This is a genomic window from Nocardiopsis sp. M1B1 (assembly GCF_052466615.1).
Window position 1 is genome coordinate 3101153 of the sequence record NZ_CP196194.1, and the last position, 16031, is coordinate 3117183.

The 16031-nt window shown below is 75.1% G+C and carries 14 protein-coding genes; 11 read left to right on the forward strand and 3 right to left on the reverse strand.

Features of this window, described 5'->3' with window-relative positions:
* Positions 1-340: 340 nt before the first annotated feature.
* The 4 genes from ACSTA4_RS13325 to ACSTA4_RS13340 all read left to right on the forward strand — a co-directional run bounded on the left by ACSTA4_RS13325 (position 341) and on the right by ACSTA4_RS13340 (position 3072).
* Positions 341-892, forward strand: coding sequence for a PadR family transcriptional regulator (locus ACSTA4_RS13325; RefSeq protein ID WP_444963807.1), 552 nt, complete (start codon positions 341-343; stop codon positions 890-892).
* On the forward strand, positions 858-1496 hold the full coding sequence (locus tag ACSTA4_RS13330) for a GyrI-like domain-containing protein (RefSeq protein ID WP_444963808.1): 639 nt from the start codon (positions 858-860) through the stop codon (positions 1494-1496). Before ACSTA4_RS13325 ends, ACSTA4_RS13330 begins: the two co-directional genes overlap by 35 nt.
* Positions 1493-2092: a DUF7691 family protein gene (locus ACSTA4_RS13335; RefSeq protein WP_444963809.1), complete on the forward strand. Its 600-nt coding sequence runs from the start codon at positions 1493-1495 to the stop codon at positions 2090-2092. Before ACSTA4_RS13330 ends, ACSTA4_RS13335 begins: the two co-directional genes overlap by 4 nt.
* An 86-nt stretch (positions 2093-2178) precedes the next feature.
* Positions 2179-3072, forward strand: coding sequence for a helix-turn-helix transcriptional regulator (locus tag ACSTA4_RS13340; protein ID WP_444963810.1), 894 nt, complete (start codon positions 2179-2181; stop codon positions 3070-3072).
* 145 nt (positions 3073-3217) lie between these two features.
* Here ACSTA4_RS13340 and ACSTA4_RS13345 read toward each other — a convergent pair whose 3' ends face one another.
* Positions 3218-4240, reverse strand: a complete 1023-nt coding sequence (locus tag ACSTA4_RS13345; RefSeq protein WP_444963811.1) for a zinc-dependent alcohol dehydrogenase family protein — start codon at positions 4238-4240, stop codon at positions 3218-3220.
* Positions 4241-4748: 508 nt separating this feature from the next.
* Between ACSTA4_RS13345 and ACSTA4_RS13350 the strand changes: the two genes are divergently transcribed.
* The 6 genes from ACSTA4_RS13350 (at position 4749) to ACSTA4_RS13375 (ending at position 11625) form a co-directional block, all read left to right on the forward strand.
* Positions 4749-5114, forward strand: coding sequence for an ArsR/SmtB family transcription factor (locus ACSTA4_RS13350; RefSeq protein WP_444963812.1), 366 nt, complete (start codon positions 4749-4751; stop codon positions 5112-5114).
* Positions 5115-5117: 3 nt separating this feature from the next.
* Positions 5118-7304: a heavy metal translocating P-type ATPase gene (locus tag ACSTA4_RS13355; RefSeq protein WP_444963813.1), complete on the forward strand. Its 2187-nt coding sequence runs from the start codon at positions 5118-5120 to the stop codon at positions 7302-7304.
* 78 nt (positions 7305-7382) lie between these two features.
* On the forward strand, positions 7383-8135 hold the full coding sequence (locus ACSTA4_RS13360; protein WP_444963814.1) for a GntR family transcriptional regulator: 753 nt from the start codon (positions 7383-7385) through the stop codon (positions 8133-8135).
* A complete protein-coding gene (locus ACSTA4_RS13365; RefSeq protein ID WP_444963815.1) occupies positions 8132-9385 on the forward strand; it encodes an MFS transporter in 1254 nt (417 codons plus the stop codon). Before ACSTA4_RS13360 ends, ACSTA4_RS13365 begins: the two co-directional genes overlap by 4 nt.
* Positions 9386-9572: 187 nt before the next feature.
* Positions 9573-10949, forward strand: coding sequence for a UDP-N-acetylmuramoyl-tripeptide--D-alanyl-D-alanine ligase (locus ACSTA4_RS13370; RefSeq protein ID WP_444963816.1), 1377 nt, complete (start codon positions 9573-9575; stop codon positions 10947-10949).
* A gap of 97 nt (positions 10950-11046) precedes the next feature.
* Complete coding sequence (locus ACSTA4_RS13375) at positions 11047-11625, forward strand: DapH/DapD/GlmU-related protein (protein WP_444963817.1); 579 nt, start codon at positions 11047-11049, stop codon at positions 11623-11625.
* A gap of 11 nt (positions 11626-11636) precedes the next feature.
* Here the strand turns inward: ACSTA4_RS13375 and ACSTA4_RS13380 are convergent, their stop codons facing one another.
* On the reverse strand, positions 11637-12023 hold the full coding sequence (locus ACSTA4_RS13380) for a pyridoxamine 5'-phosphate oxidase family protein (RefSeq protein ID WP_019607553.1): 387 nt from the start codon (positions 12021-12023) through the stop codon (positions 11637-11639).
* 279 nt (positions 12024-12302) lie between these two features.
* Here ACSTA4_RS13380 and ACSTA4_RS13385 point away from each other — a divergent pair, with 279 nt between their 5' ends.
* Positions 12303-14846, forward strand: coding sequence for a tetratricopeptide repeat protein (locus ACSTA4_RS13385; RefSeq protein ID WP_444963818.1), 2544 nt, complete (start codon positions 12303-12305; stop codon positions 14844-14846).
* A 46-nt stretch (positions 14847-14892) separates the two neighbouring features.
* Here ACSTA4_RS13385 and ACSTA4_RS13390 read toward each other — a convergent pair whose 3' ends face one another.
* Positions 14893-15975, reverse strand: coding sequence for a tartrate dehydrogenase (locus tag ACSTA4_RS13390; protein ID WP_444963819.1), 1083 nt, complete (start codon positions 15973-15975; stop codon positions 14893-14895).
* Positions 15976-16031 lie beyond the last annotated feature (56 nt).

Below are 16031 nucleotides of genomic sequence, written 5' to 3' on the forward strand. Positions count from 1 at the left end.
CCGGTGGGCGCACCCCGATTCGGTCCCGATGGGCCACGGATGCTGTTCCGGGTGCCAGAGGCGCGGATGCACCGCGGAGTGGCAGCAGTACGTCAAAGCCGGCAACCGCAGGCGCCGTCACGCTGACCGTCTTCTGACGCACCGCTGGGTGCGCGAGGCGAACAGCCGCTGAGAGGGCTCTTCCGCGTCCCTCCGCGCGGGTGCGTCCGTTGCGCGGAGGACGCGGTCCCGTCCCCACCCGGCGGGCCCCGGCGGCCGGAGGGCCGCCACGCGTCCCGAGTAAGGAGAACTCTTCGGAGAGGGGTTCCCCGGCGTTTTATTCCAGTACTAGAATACGTGCGTGGAGCTGACACCCGCCGAACTCACCGTCCTGGGCCTGGTCATCGAGCGCCCCCGACACGGCTACGACCTGGAACAGGCCATCGAGCTGCGCGGCGTCCGCCAGTGGACCGACATCGGCTTCTCCTCGATCTACTACCTGCTCGCCAAACTGGAGAAGCGGGGCCTGGTCCACGTCCCGCAGGCCCCCGCCGCCGCGAAGTCGCGCCGGGTGTTCCACGCCACCGGCGCCGGAAGGCGGGCGGCGCGGGACGGCGCGCTCGACCTCATCCGGCGACCACGGCCGGTGGCGCACCCGCTGCTGGCGGGCGTCGCCAACCTGCCCCTGCTCTCCGAACGCGAGTACTCCGACGCGCTGCGCGCCCGGCTGGCCGGGGTGGAGGAGCGCATCGCCGCGGTCAGGGCGGCCGAGCGGGCGCAGGCGCCCTCCGCGCTCGCGGCGCGCGAGGTGTTCTCGTACTCACTGAGCCTCCTGGAGGCGGAAAGGTCGTGGCTCGCCAGCCGAGTCCAGGTGCCCGATGACGGACAAGACCGACTTCAAGAGAACCCTTGACGCCTACCGGGCGCGGCGGAACCAGTTCCGGATCACGCACGTGCCGGACCTGAGCTACCTCATGGTCGACGGCCACGGCGACCCCAACACCTCACCGGCCTTCACCGAGGCGGTCGAGGCGCTCTACCCGGTGGCTTACAAGCTCAAGTTCGCCAGCAAGCGCGACCTCGGGCGCGACTACGTGGTCATGCCCCTGGAGGGCCTGTGGTGGGCCGAGGACATGGACGCCTTCACGGCGGCGCGCGACAAGTCGCGGTGGGACTGGACGATGATGATCATGGTCCCGGACTGGATCGACCAGGACATGTTCGCCGCCGCCGTGGAGCAGGTCGCCGCGAAGAACGGACCCGCGCGCCTCGGCGACGTCCGCATGGAGACGCTGTCCGAGGGCCGCTGCGTGCAGACGCTGCACGTCGGCTCCTTCGACGACGAGGCGGACGTGCTCCGGCGGATGCACCACGAGTTCGTCCCCGGCAACGGGCTGCGCATGGTCGGCAGGCACCACGAGATCTACCTCAGCGACTTCCGCCGGGTCGCGCCGGACAGGCTGCGCACCATCCTGCGGCAGCCGGTGTCCTCGGCCGCCGATAGCGTCCCGCCATGAGTTACGCGCTGACGACCTACGTGGTCGACCTCGACGTCCTGCACGGCTCCGTCGGGTCGGGGGACGACAAGCTGCGCCGCATGATCGGCGGCCGGTTCAAGCAGCACCTGGCCCACTTCGACGCCCAGTTCGACCACGTCGTCGACGCGGGCGGTCCCGGCATCCGCGACGCGATCCGCGCGGTCATCGAGGGAGGCCCCTTCGACGACCGGCACGGCACCATGTACGGCTACGCGTACAAGTGGATCTGCGAGTTCCACGGCCGCGCCCTGTTCAACAACGACTTCTCCCCGATGAGGTCCGGGTGGCTGGAGACGGTCGACGCGGGCCTGAACGCACTGGGCGTGACCGCGGTCGGCGTCGAGGAGTTCGGCTTCGGCGGCGCCCCCTCGCCGATCCCGGCGCCCGAAGACCTGCCGGGCTACGGCGAGTGGAGCCTCACCGAGTGCCGAAAGGCCCTCGAACAGTGGGAGGCCGCCACCGACGAGGGCAGGGCCGCGCTCGACCCCTCCGTCCTGAGCGCCGCCGAGTCCTGCATGGAATGGTGCAGGACCGCCGCCGCGGCGGGCCGGGGCGTGGCCGGTTTCTTCCACTGACCGGCGGCCGGACCCCGCTGGACCTCCGTCTGAGGGGGTCTGGCAGGGCCTGCCGCTTTCCGGCGGGTCCTGCCTAGCCTGGTGTTATGGACAAGAAGACCGTGCGCGAGTTCCTGGTCACCAGACGAGCGCGTGTGACACCTGAGCAGGCGGGGATTCCGGCCTACGGGGACGACCGCCGGGTGCCCGGGCTGCGCCGCGAGGAGGTCGCGATGCTCGCCGGGGTGAGCATCGACTACTACACCCGCCTGGAGCGCGGCAACATCGGCGGCGCCTCCGACAGCGTGCTGGAGGCGGTCTCCCGGGCCCTGATGCTGGACGAGGTCGAGCGCGCCCACCTGTTCGACCTCGCGCGCGCCGCCTCCGGCGCCCGCGCCCGCCCCGCCGAGCCGCCGGTCCCGGCCGTGCGGCCCTCGGTGCAGCGGATGCTGGACGCGATGGACACGCCCGCCGTCGTGCACAACGCCCGCCAGGACCTGGTGGCCGCCAACCGCCTGGGCCGGGCCCTGTACGCGCCGCACTTCGACACCGAACGGCGCACGCCCAACACGGCGCGGTTCATCTTCCTGGACCCCCGCGCCCGCGACTACTACGTCGACTGGCCCCTGGCCAGGCGCACCACCGCCGCGATGATGCGCCTGGAGGCCGGACGCAACCCGCTGGATGGCGAGCTCACCGCGCTGATCGGGGAGCTGTCGGCGCGCAGCGGCGTCTTCGCCCGGGACTGGGCCCGCCACAACGTCCACAGTCACCGCACCGGCACCAAGGCCTTCCGCCACCCCGACGTCGGCCTGGTCGAGGTCACCTTCGACGTGTTCGAACCGGCCGGTGAGGAACGGTTGTGGATCGTCACCTACACCGTCGAACCCGGCACCCCCTCGGCGGACGCCTTCGCCCTGCTGGGCACCCTCGCCGCCACCCGCGCGGAGGCCGACGGCGGGCGCGGCGGCACCGGCGTGGACCTGCCCGACCGGCCCTGAAAGGGCGCTGACGCTCCTCCGGCTGATCGGCCGCCCCGGAGGCGGGGGAGCGGCCGACCGGCGCGCCGGGTTCTTCGACCGGCCGGGGTCCGGCCGGATTCGTCCGCCCGCACCCCGGCCGGCGCGCCGGGCCCTCCGGGCGGGGTCACACCGTCAGGAGGGTCTTGACCGCGCGCCGCTCGTCCATCGCCCGGTAGCCCTCGGCGGCCTCCTCCAGGGGCAGGGTCAGGTCGAAGACCCTGCCCGGGTCGATCTCGCGGTCCCAGATCCGCCGGATCAGATCGGGCAGGAACCGGCGCACCGGGGCGGGGCCGCCGTGCAGGTGCACGGTGCTGAAGAAGAGCTCGTCGCCGGGCAGTCGCACGTCGTGCGAGACGCCGACGTAGCCCACGTGGCCCCCGGGGCGGGCCGAGCGGATGGCCTGCATCATCGACTCCTGCGTGCCGACCGCCTCGATTACCGCGTGCGCGCCGAGCCCGCCCGTCAGCTCCCGGACCCTCTCCACGCCCTCGTCGCCGCGCTCGGCGACGACGTCCGTGGCCCCGTAGAAGCGGGCGAGCTCCTGCCGGTCCGCGTGGCGCGACATCGCGATGACGCGCTCCGCGCCGAGCTGGCGGGCGGCCAGCACCCCCATGAGGCCCACCGCCCCGTCCCCGACGACCGCCACGGTCCGGCCCGGGCCCGCCTGGGCGGCGTCGGCGGCGAACCAGCCGGTGCCCAGGACGTCGGACGCGGCCAGCAGCGAGGGGATCAGCTCCGGTTCCGGCTGCCCCGGCGTGGCGACCAGGGTGCCGTCCGCGTAGGGGATGCGGGCCCGCTCCGCCTGGGTGCCGATCGCCTGGGCCACGAAGGAGGCGTGCACGCACCTGGACTGGTAGCCCGCCCGGCAGATCTCGCAGGTGTTGTCGGAGATGACGAACGAGCCGACGACGAAGTCGCCGACCCCGATCTCGCGCACGTCCGCGCCGGTCTCCTCGACCACGCCGACGTACTCGTGCCCCATGACCTGGTGGTCGGCTGGTTCCACGCCCCGGTAGGGCCACAGGTCCGACCCGCAGACACAGGTCGCGGAGATCCGGATGACCGCGTCGGTGGGCTCGATGATCCTCGGGTCCTCGCGCTCCTCGACCCGCACGTCTCCGGGTTGGTACATCACTACACCGCGCACGGTTCCCCCTCGTGTTCGTGTGCCGTGCGGTGGGCCCCGGCGCTCCCTCGGGCTCCGCTGTCCCCTCCGGCCCCAGCGCTCCCTCGGGCTACGGCGCCCCCTCAGGCTTCGCTGTCCCCTCTGCTCCGGAGCCCCCTCACGGGCTCTGCCGCTCGCTCTGGCCCCGGTGCTCCCCGGGTACCCACCGTCCGACCACGGTAGGCGTCCGGACCCTGCTCCTGGGAGGGCCTGTCACATCCCCCGACGACTGTTTGCCACCCATGGGGAAACCGGTGCCCGAACGCGCGTCCCCGCGTGCCCGGCTCCGGCTCGGCGTCCGGGAACTCTCCGGAGTCCGGCCGCGCTCGGCCCCGTCGCCCTCCGAGGGGCCTCACCGGGGTCGAGGAGGGGGTCGGGGCGCTCCGGCCGCCCGGCCGCCGCCCCGCGCCGGCGCCGCCGGGAGGGGCGCTCCGGGCCAGGTCGGGGTTCCCTGTTGTCACAACATATCAACGAGCGTTAGTTTGTTGGTATGTCCTCCGACTCCTGTGAACTCCTCTGCCTCGACCTGCCCCAAGCCGAGGCCGTCCGCGCCCGCGTGCCCGCCGACGGGGACGTCCGGTCCGCCGCCGACCGGGCCCGGGCCCTGGCCGACCCCACCCGGCTGCGCGTCGCCCGCGCGCTGGCGGTCGGCGACGAACTGTGCGTGTGCGACCTGGCCTGGGTCTGCTTCGCCTCGCAGAACCTCGTCTCCCACCACGTACGCCAGCTGCGCACCGCCGGCCTGGCCTCCTCCCGGCGCGAGGGCAAGCTCGTCATGTACCGCCTTACCGACGCGGGACACGCCCTGCTGGCACTGCTGCTGCCCGACCCCGAACCCGCCGTGAGAGAGGGCTGACCCGTGTCCGACCTGTGCTGCGGCGACGACGGGGCGCCCGAGCCCCGCCGGGACCGCCCGACACTGAACCTGACACCCGTGCCCCGGGCCCCCGCCTCGGTCACCTGCTCCTGCTGCTCGGGCGGTGACGCCCGCGGGCGACCCCGGGCGGTCACCGCCGACGGTGCTTCCGACGACGGTCCCGGCGGCGGTCACGCCGGTGCCGGGGCGGAGGCCGACGCCGACGCCGACGCCGACGGCTGCGGCGACCCCACCTGCGGCGCGGACGCCCCGGGGCCGGAGGAGAAACCGGGCGCGTGGTGGGACTCGGCCACCGTCCGGTGGGCGGGCCTGGCGGGTGCCCTGTGGCTGTCCGGGCTGATCGCGCAGTGGCTCGCCCAGGTCCCCATCGTGCCGACCGCGCTGTTCGCGGGGGCGATCGTGGCGGGCGGGCGGACCTTCGTCCCCGGCACCCTGCGCGCCCTCGTCCGTGGAAAGCTGGGCGTGGGCACGCTGATGACCGTGGCCATGGCCGGAGCCGTCCTGCTCGGCGAGGTGGGCGAGGCCGCCATGCTCGCCTTCCTGTTCTCCCTGGCCGAGGCCCTGGAGGACCACGCCGTGGCCCGCACCCGCCACGGCCTGCGCGCCCTGCTCGACCTGGTCCCGCCCAGGGCCACCGTGCTGCGCGACGGCCGCGAGGCCGCCGTGGACCCCGCCGAACTCGTCGTCGGGGACCTGCTCCTGGTCCGGCCCGGCGAGCGGATCGCCACTGACGGCGTCGTCCGCGCGGGCCGCTCCACCGTGGACACCTCCACCGTCACCGGTGAGTCCGTCCCCGCCGAGGCCGTCGAGGGGACCGAGGTGTTCGCCGGGACCGTCAACGGCGGCGGCGCCCTGGAGGTCGAGGCCAGCGCCCGGGTGGCCGACAACTCCCTGTCCCGCGTCGTGCACATCGTCGAACGCGAGCAGGCGCGCAAGGGCGCAGCCCAGCGCCTGGCCGCCCGGATCGCCCGCCCCCTGGTTCCGGGCATCCTCGTCGCCGCGGCCCTGATCGCCACCGCCGGTTCGCTGTTCGGCGACCCGGGAGTGTGGGTCGAGCGCGCCCTGGTGGTGCTGGTGGCCGCCTCCCCGTGCGCCTTCGCCATCGCCGTCCCGGTCACCGTGGTCGCCGCGATCGGCGCGGCGAGCCGGTCGGGCGTGCTGGTCAAGGGCGGGGCCGCCCTGGAGGCGTTCGCGACGGTGCGGGTGGTCGCCCTGGACAAGACCGGCACCCTCACCCGCAACGCGCCCGCCGTGGTGGCCGTGGTGCCCGCGCACGGGCACACCCGCGAGGAGGTCCTGGCCCCGGCCGCCGCGCTGGAGGCGCGCAGCGAACACCCGCTGGCCGCCGCGATCCTGGCCGCCCACCCCGACCCCGTACCCGCCCGGGACGTGGAGGCGGTGACCGGGAGCGGCCTGGTCGGCACCTCGGCCGACGGCACACCCCTGCGGCTCGGCCGCCCCGGCTACGTCGACCCCGGGCCGCTGGCACCGGAGGTGGCCCGACTCCAGGAGGAGGGCGCCACCACCGTCCTGGTCGAGGCCGACGGCCGCCTGGTCGGCGCCGTCGCGATCCGCGACGAGCTGCGCGGCGAGGCCGCCGAGGCGGTCGCCGCCCTGCACCGCATGGGCGTGCGCACCGTGATGCTCACCGGCGACAACGAGCGCACCGCCCGCGCCCTGGCGGCCCGGGTCGGCGTCGACGAGGTCCACGCCGACCTGCGCCCCGAGGACAAGTCGGCCCTGGTCAGCGCTCTGCGCCGCCACGGACCGGTGGCGATGGTCGGCGACGGCGTCAACGACGCCCCCGCCCTGGCCACCGCCGACACCGGGGTTGCCATGGGCGCCATGGGCACCGACGTCGCGATCGAGACCGCCGACGTCGCCCTCATGGGCGAGGACCTGCGGGCGCTGCCCCGGGCCCTGGCCCACGCCCGTCGGGCCCGGCGGGTCATGCTCCAGAGCCTGCTGTTGTCGGGGGCGATCCTGCTGCTCCTCATCCCGTTGTCGGCGTTCGGGGTGCTGGGCCTGGCGGCGGTCATCCTCACCCACGAGCTGGCCGAGGTCCTGGTCATCGCCAACGGGGTGCGTGCCGGGCGCCGTGCTCCGGCCGCCGCGCCCCCTCCCGTCGCCTCCGGCCCGGAAGCCGCGCGGACGCCGGAGCGCAGGTGAGAGCCGCCGCGTTCCGGCTCCACCCGGCCCGAACCCTCTGATGCATACATCAATGCATGCATCACCTACCCTGGGTCCATGTCCACCCTGCCCGCGCTCCCCTGGGAGCGCCCCGACGACCGATCGCCCCTGAGCCACCGCCTGGCCGCCGACACCGCGCGCGCCGTCATCGAACGACGGCATCCCGCCGGAACCCTGCTCACCGAGACCGACCTGGCCGCCGCCCACGGCGCCAGCCGCACCCCCGCCCGGGAGGCCATGCTCCGCCTCCACTCCTGGGGACTGGTGCGCCTGCTGCCCAAGAAGGGCGCGATCGTCTCCGAGGCCACCCCGCGGGAGCGCCGGGACCTGCTCGCGCTGCGCGCGATGCTGGAGGTCGAGGCCGTGCGCACCCTGGCCGCGGACCCGGGGCGGGGGAGCCGAACGGCGACCGACCAGGAGGGCGGGCCGAGGACCGGCCAGGAGGACGGACCGGCTACCGGACCGGAGACCGGACTGGCGGCCGACCTGGAGGTGATCCTGGCCCGTCAGCGCGCCGCGCTGGAGTCCCACGACGTCCTGGACTTCGCCGGGGCCGACTACGCCTTCCACGCCCGCGTCATCCAGAGCGGGGGCAACCACGTCGTGGCCGAGCTGCTCGACACCCTCGGGCCGCGCTGGGCCCGGCTGACCTACCTCGCCGTCACCGAGAACCCGCCCCGGCTGGAGACCTTCCTGCGCGAGCACGAGGGGCTGACCGCGCGCGCCCTGGCCGGGGACGTGGAGGGGTTCTCCGCGCTGGTGCGCTCCCACATCGAGTACGGCCACTTCACCGACGGGGGCCGCCCGTGAGCACCCGTACGCGCGCGGGGGCGCCCTGGCTCAGGACCGTCCCGGCGGTGTTCCTCATGGCCTGGGGCGGCAACCACTTCACCCCGCTGCTGCACCTGTACGAGCATCTCGGCGGCTACGCCGTGTGGCAGGCCAACCTGCTGCTGGGCATGTACGTCGCCGGTCTCGTCCCCGGCCTGCTGCTCGCCTCGGCCCTGTCGGACCGGCACGGCCGCAGACCGGTACTTCTGGCCGGGATGGTCCTGGCCCTGTTCGGCAGCGCCCTGCTGGCCGCCGGGCTGCCCTTCTTCGGACTGCTGTGCGCGGGCCGGGCCCTGGCCGGAGCCGGGGTGGGGGTGGCCATGTCCGTGGGCACGAGCTGGATGAAGGAGCTGTCCGCGCCGCCCTTCGACCACCGGGCGGGGGCCACGGCGGGGGCGCGCCGACCCTCCCTGACCCTCACCCTGGGCTTCGGTGTCGGCGCCGCGGTGACCGGCCTGCTCGCCCAGTGGGGACCGGCCCCGGCGCTGACCCCCTACCTGGTGCACGCGGCGCTCGGCACCGCGGCCCTGGTCGTGGCGGCCACGGCACCGGAGTCGCTGCCCCGGGAGCGGCGCACCGCCCAGGCGTGGTGGCGCGACCTGCGCGTCCCGTCCGCCGGGCACCGCCGGTTCACCCGCCTGGTGCTCCCGGCCGCCCCCTGGGTGTTCGCCGCCTCCGGCGTGGCCTACGCGATCATGCCCGCGATCTCCCAGGACCGGTTGGGGGACTGGACCACGCTGTACGCCACCGCCCTGACGGTGCTCACCCTGGGCGCGGGCGCGGCGGTGCAGAACCTCGTGCCCTGGATCGACCGGCGCACCGGCGGGCGCGCCCTGGTGGTGGGCCTGTCCCTGATGTCGGCGGGAATGGTCCTGGCCGTGGTCGCGGCCCTGCTGGCCCACCCCGTCCCGGCGCTGCTGGTGGCCGTGGTCCTGGGCGCGGCCTACGGGATCTGTGTCGTGGCGGGGCTGCTCCACGTCCAGGCCGTGGCCCCGCCCCGGGACCTGGCCGGTCTGACCGGGGTCTACTACTCCCTGGCCTACACCGGTTTCCTGCTGCCCACCCTCCTGGCCGTGCTGCTGCCGGTCGCGCCCTACACGGTGTCGCTGTCGGCGGTGGCCGCGGTGTGCCTGGCCTGCCTGGTGGCGGTCGCCTTCGGGGTGCGCGCCGTGGGCCGCGACGCCGCCTCCACCGGCTCACCGGTCCGGGAACCGGCGGGCCGGTCCTAGGCACGGGCCGCCGCACCCGCCGTCCCCGGGCGGGCGGGCGGGGTGGCGCGCACGGGCCCGGTCGGCGGGGCGGGCCGCGCCCCGGGTCCGTGCTAACCGGTGGCCGCGTTCTGCCCCGAAATCACGGTCTCGCCTGGCCTTCCTCGGTACGGTCGAACCCTCACCCCGAGCGTATTCCGGAGGTCACGTGCAGCCCTTGTCCCTCGCCCAGATCGCCGCCGCCACCGGTGGCCAGGTCACCGACGCCGATCCCGAGACCCAGGTGACCGGGGTCGCCTTCGACTCCCGCGAGGCGATCCCCGGGGACCTGTTCGTCGCACTGCCCGGACAGGGCCGCGACGGACACGACTTCGCCCCGTCCGCCGTCGAGGACGGGGCAGTCGCGGTGCTCGCCGCCCGCCCGCTCGGCCTGCCCGCCGTGGTGGTCGAGGACCCCCTCGCCGCACTGGGCGCCTGGGCCCGCGCCCACGTCGAGGCGCTGGCGGAACTGGACGTGATCGCGGTGACCGGTTCCTCCGGCAAGACCTCCACCAAGGACCTCATCGCCCAGGTCCTCGACCGCGCCGGAGCCACCGTCTTCACGCAGGGGTCGTTCAACAACGAGATCGGCCTACCGCTCACCGCCCTGGAGGCCACCGCCGACACCCGCCACCTGGTGGTGGAGATGGGCGCCCGCGGTCAAGGGCACATCGCCTACCTCACCGGTATCACCCCGCCCCGGATCGGGGCCGTGCTCAACGTCGGCACCGCGCACGCCGGGGAGTTCGGCGGCCCGGACATGACCGCGAGGGCCAAGGGCGAACTGGTCGAGGCGCTGCCCTCCGCGGCCGAGGGCGGCGTGGCCGTGCTCAACGCCGACGATGCGCGGGTGGCCGCGATGTCCGCGCGAACGAAGGCCGAGGTGGTCACCTTCGGGGTGGAGCGCGGCGCCGACGTGTACGCCACCGACGTCGCCCTCGACGGGCAGGGCAGGGCCTCGTTCGCCCTGCACACCCCGGCCGGGCAGGCCCCGGTCCGCCTTCAGGTGGTGGGGGAGCACCAGGTGCCCAACGCGCTCGCCGCCGCCGCGGTGGCCGGGGCGGCGGGGATGGACGTCGACCAGGTCGGCAGGGCGCTCACCGCGGCGGTGCCGGTGTCGGAGGGGCGGATGCGCGTCACCGAACGCCCCGACGGGGTGACGGTGGTCAACGACGCCTACAACGCCAACACCGACTCCACGAGCGCGGCGCTGCGCGCGCTGGCGCACCTGGGCCGGGGGAGCGGCGGACGCACGATCGCCCTGCTGGGGGAGATGCGCGAACTCGGTGACAGCTCGGAGCGGGAGCACCGCAGGGTCGGCGCGCTCGCCGCGTCGCTGGGCATCGACGTGCTGGTCGCGGTGGGCCGGGCGGAGGCGCACGCGCTCGCGGGCGAGTACGGGCCCGGCGGTCAGGTGGTCGCGGACAGGGCCGAGGCCGGGGAGTGGCTGGAGCGGTACGACCTCCGGGCGGGGGACGTGGTGCTCGTCAAGGGCGCCAACTCCCTGAAGCTGGGGGAGCTCGCGGACGCGCTCGCGGCCCGGTAGGCGACCGGGCCGGGCGGGGCCGCCACGGGCGCCCAGCCCGGCGGGGCACCCGCGGCCGCCGTCGCCGACCCGTCGGCCGATGCGCCACAATCTCCCGATGACCGACGACCGCTTCATGCCGATCCACGACCCGGAACTCCAGGCCAGGGGTGAACGCGTCCTGGGCGCGGAGTTCCGGGCGATGAGCGAGAGGGTGCTGCGGGCCACGGAGCTGACCTCCCGCCTCAACGTCCTGCCGTTCGACGACGAGGAGGGGAGGGCGGCGCTGTTCGAGCAGATCCTGGGCCGCCCCCTCCCGGCGCGGGTGACGATCTATCCGCCCTTCTACACCGACCACGGCCTGCGCCTGGAGTTGGCCGAGCGCGTCTTCGTCAACCAGGGCTGCACGTTCCTCGACTACGCGGGCATCCGGCTGGGCGAGGGCGTGATGGTCGGCCCGAAGGCCACGTTCATCACGGTGGGCCACCCGGTGGACCCCGGCGAGCGGCGCCGGTTCCTCAGCGGCGCGCCCATCGACGTGGCGGAGAACGTGTGGATCGGCGCCGGTGCGACGATCCTGCCCGGCGTCAGCATCGGCCGCGACGCCGTCGTGGCGGCCGGGACGGTCGTGGCCGACGACGTTCCGGCCGCGAGTCTGGTGGCCGGGCCCAAGGGCACGGTGCGCCGACGCTGGTAGCGCCGGACCCCTCAGCCCGGACGCACGTTGCCCAGGAACCGCTCCACGGCGATCTCGATGACCACCCGGCCCGGGTTCTCCCGCGGCGTCTTGTAGCGCTCGCCGTAGCGGCGCACCGCCTCCGCCACCCGCTCGGGGTCGTCGGAGACCGTCGCGGAACCCTCCACCGTGCACCACGCGCGCCCCTCCACCTGCGACACCGACACCCTGGCGCCGGGGTGGGCCGCGAGGTTGCGCGCCTTGTAGCTGCTGCCCGAGGAGATCACCCGCACCAGGCGCGCCTCGGCGTCGTAGGTCGCCCCCACCGGGACCTGGTGGATGGACCCGTCCGGGCGCGGTGACGCCAGCATGCACAGTCGCCGCTGCGCCCAGAACCGCGTGAACTCGTCCTCGTCCATCCTGTCCCCCCTGGTCCGACCGCCCCCAGCATCCCACCGCCCCGCCCCGGCCCTCCACCGGGGCCGGACCACCGTTGTGCCCCGCGGCATCGGTGCCGGTTCCCGTCGGCCGAAGCCCGGAGGGAGGGGGCACCGCGGCCGTCCCCGCCGGACATCCGGGCCGCCGTCCGCGCCCCGCGTGCCGGTGGCCGACGAGCCCGCGCACCGCGGCCCGGGCGCCACCTGGGCGGGGACCGGCAAGCCTGGCGGCGCAGGCGTTTTCGCGCCACAATCGGCGCCATGACACGTACGCGGTGGGTCCGGGCGGGTGCCGCGGCGACCCTGCTCCTGTGCGCGGCGGCCGTCCTCCTGTGGCTCGGCGGCGGCCCCGACCCGCTCCGGGCACGGGCCGCCGCCGGTGTCGGCGCCGCCGCAGTGCTGGCACTCGCCGCGACCTCGCTCGCCCGGGCGGGGCGGCCCGCGCCGCGCCCCACGGCACCGGCGACCGGCGAGGGCGCGGCCAACACCCTCACCGGGGGCGTGAACGGCGGCACCGTGATCCAGGGGCGAACCCTCACCGTGCACCAGCCGAGGCACCACACGGTCATCGACACGCAGATCGTCCACGCGCCGACCGCCGGGCCCGACTGGCCGATCGTCGTCGGGGTCCTGCCCAACGAGGCCGACCACTTCCAGGAGCGGGACCTGACCGACCGGATGGACCACGCGGCCCGGGGCCGCCCCGGAACCGTGCCGGGCCTGGTCCTGACGGGGATGGGCGGGGCGGGCAAGACCCAGCTCGCCGCCCACCACGCCCGCGCCCTCCTGGCGAAGGAGCTGCTCGACCTGGTGGTGTGGGTCCCCGCGGCCGAGCGGTCCGCCATCACGCAGACCTACGCCGACGCCGCCCGCCGGGTGGTCTCCGGCCACGTGGACGAGGACCCCGAACGGGCGGCCCACCAGTTCCTCGCCTGGCTCCAGACCACCGACCGGCGCTGGCTGGTCGTGCTGGACAACCTCGACGTCCCCCGGCACGCGAGCGGCCTGTGGCCGCCCAGCGCCACCCCCGCCGCCGACGCCCCGGGACCACAGGGCCGCCTCGTGGTCACCACCCGACGCACCGACACCGCGCTGGCCGGTCGGGGCCGCACCTTCGTCGACGTCGGCACCTACACGCCGCCGGAGTCCCTCGCCTACCTGGCCACTGCGCTCCACGGCCTGCCCCGAACCCCCGGCGAAGCGGAACTCAGGGCCCTGGCCGACGAACTGGGCCACCTGCCGCTCGCCCTGTCCCACGCCGCCGCCTACGTCCGCGACCGTAGGGACGGCATGACCTGCGACTCCTACCGCGCCCTGCTCCGGGACCGGCGCCGCACCCTGGCCGGGGTGTTCCCGGAGAGGGAGAGCCTGCCCGACGACGGAGCCCGGACGGTGGCCACCACCTGGGCGGTCTCCGTCGAGCACGCCGACACCCTGGCACCCGAAGGGCTGGCGCGGCCGATGATGCGGCTGGTCAGCGTGCTGGACCCCACCGGCGTCCCCGCCGCGGTCCTGACCTCGGAACCCGTTCTGGACCACCTCCACCGCGCACGCCCCGACGGCCCGCGGCCCACCGCCCAGGACGCCGACGACGCCCTGTCCGCGCTGGCCAGACTGCACCTGGTCACCCGCACGGGGTTCGGACACGATGCCGTGGTGGGCGCGCACCGCCTCGTGCAGCGCGCCACCCGGGACCACCCCGCGACCGCCGCCGACCGCGACAGCGCGCACACGGCCGCCGAGGCGCTCCTGTCGGTCTGGCCCGTGCGCGTGCACGCCAGCCCCCTGGGACAGCGGCTGCGCGCCAACGCCGCCGCGCTGGACGAGCACGGCGGCGAGTGGCTGTGGGAGGACGGCGCGCACCGGGTGCTGTTCGCGCTCGGGAGCAGTTTCGGCCGCTCCGGTGCGCTCTCCCAGGCCACGGCCCGGTTCGAGTCCCTGGTGGAGGCCGCCGACCTCCGGCTGGGCCCCCGGCACCCGGACTCGCTGGCGGCCCGCCACGAACTCGTCCTGTGGCGCGGCATGGCGGGCGAGGCCACCGACGCCGCCCGGGGCTTCCGGGACCTGGCCGACGACATGACGCGGGTCCTGGGCACCGACCACCCCCAGACCCTGGTCACCCGGGTTCAGGCGGCGCGGTGGCGCGGACGGGCGGGCGACCCCCGCGGCGCGTGCGAGGCGCTGGAGGACCTTCTGCCGGGCCTGCTGCGCCGCCTGGGCCCCGACCATCCCGAGGCGCTCGCCGCGCGCGGCCACCTGGCCTCCTCGAAGGGTCGGGCGGGGGACGCCCGGGCCGCCTTCGAGACCTACCGGTCGCTGATCGGGGACCACCGGCGCGTGCTGGGCCCCGACCACCCGAGCACCATGGTCATCCGCAGCCAGACCGCCCGGTGGCGGGCAAGGGCGGGTGACGTCGACGGCGCCATTGCGGGCTTCGAGGCGCTGCTCCCCGACCAGCTGCGCCTCCTGGGGCCCGGCCACCCCGACACCCTCAGCACCCGCGGCCAGATCGCCGCCTGGCGGGGTGTCCGGGGGGACCACGCGGGAGCGCTGCACGGGCTCGGCGAACTCCTGACCGACCAGGTTCGTTATCTGGGCGCCGACCACCCCCACGTCCTCACCACCCGCCACAGCCTGGCCCGTTTCCGCGGTGAGGCGGGCGATCCCGTGCGGGCGGCCGAGGCGATGGAGGCACTTCTGCCCGACCAGCTGCGCGTCCTGGGGCCCGACCACCCCAAGACCCGGGAGATCGGGGCCGACCTGGAGCTGTGGCGCCGGAGGGCGCGGGCCGACGGGGGAGGGTGACGCGGTGGCCCCGGCCGTGAGGCCACCGCGCTCCCGGGCGCCGCGCTCAGTCGGCGAGGTTGTCGATCAGCGCCGAGGTGACGTCCTTGGTGGAGGCGCTGCCGCCCACGTCCGCGGTCAGCACGCCCTGGGCGCACGTCGCCCGGATGGCCCGCTGCACCCGCGCGGCCTCCTCGTCCAAGCCGAAGTGCTCCAGCATGAGGGCGGCGCTGCCGATGGCGCCGATCGGGTTGCACACGCCCCTTCCGGCGATGTCGGGGGCCGACCCGTGCACCGGTTCGAACATGCTGGGGTAGCGGCGCTCGGGGTTGAGGTTGGCGCTGGCGGCCAGGCCTAGGCTCCCGGCCAGGGCGCTGCCGAGGTCGGAGAGGATGTCGGCGTTGAGGTTGGAGGCCACCACCACCGACAGCTCCTCCGGGCGCAGGACGAACTTGGCGGACATGGCGTCGACCAGCACGCTCTCGGCCTCCACGTCGGGGTAGTCGGCGGCCACGCGCGCGAACACCTCGTCCCACAGCACCATGCCGTACTGCTGGGCGTTGCTCTTGGTCACCGACGACACCTTGCGCCTGCTGCGGGTGCGGGCCAGGTCGAAGGCGAAGCGGATGATGCGCTCACAGCCGGTCTCGGTGAAGACCGCCGACTGCACGGCCACCTCGCCGCCCCGGCCGCGGGCGGAGAAGTTGCGGCCGCCGAACCCGCCGTACTCGCCCTCGGAGTTCTCGCGGACCACGACCCAGTCCAGTTCGGTGGTGTCGGCCTTGCGTAGGGGGCTGGTGACGCCGGGCAGGAAGTGGACGGGCCGGACGTTGGCCCACTGGTCGAAGCCCTGGCACAGGCGCAGCCGCAGGCCCCACAGGCTGACGTGGTCGGGGACGGTGGGCCAGCCCACGGCGCCGAAGTAGAGCGCGTCGAACTCCCTGAGCCGCTCGGGGCCGTCGTCGTCGATCATCTTGCCGGTGCGGGCGTAGAAGTCCGAGCCCCACGGGAACTCCTGCCAGGTGAAGCCGAGGGTGCCGTGCGAGGCCGAGGCCAGGGCGTCGAGCACCTGGCGGCCCGCGTCGACCACCTCGCTCCCGACGCCGTCACCGGGGATGGCGGCGATGCGGAAGTGGCGGGTCTGGGTCATGTCTCCTCCGTCGGTCGGGTTCCCCGGAAGTCAAGCGCGCCGCACCCGGCCGCGTC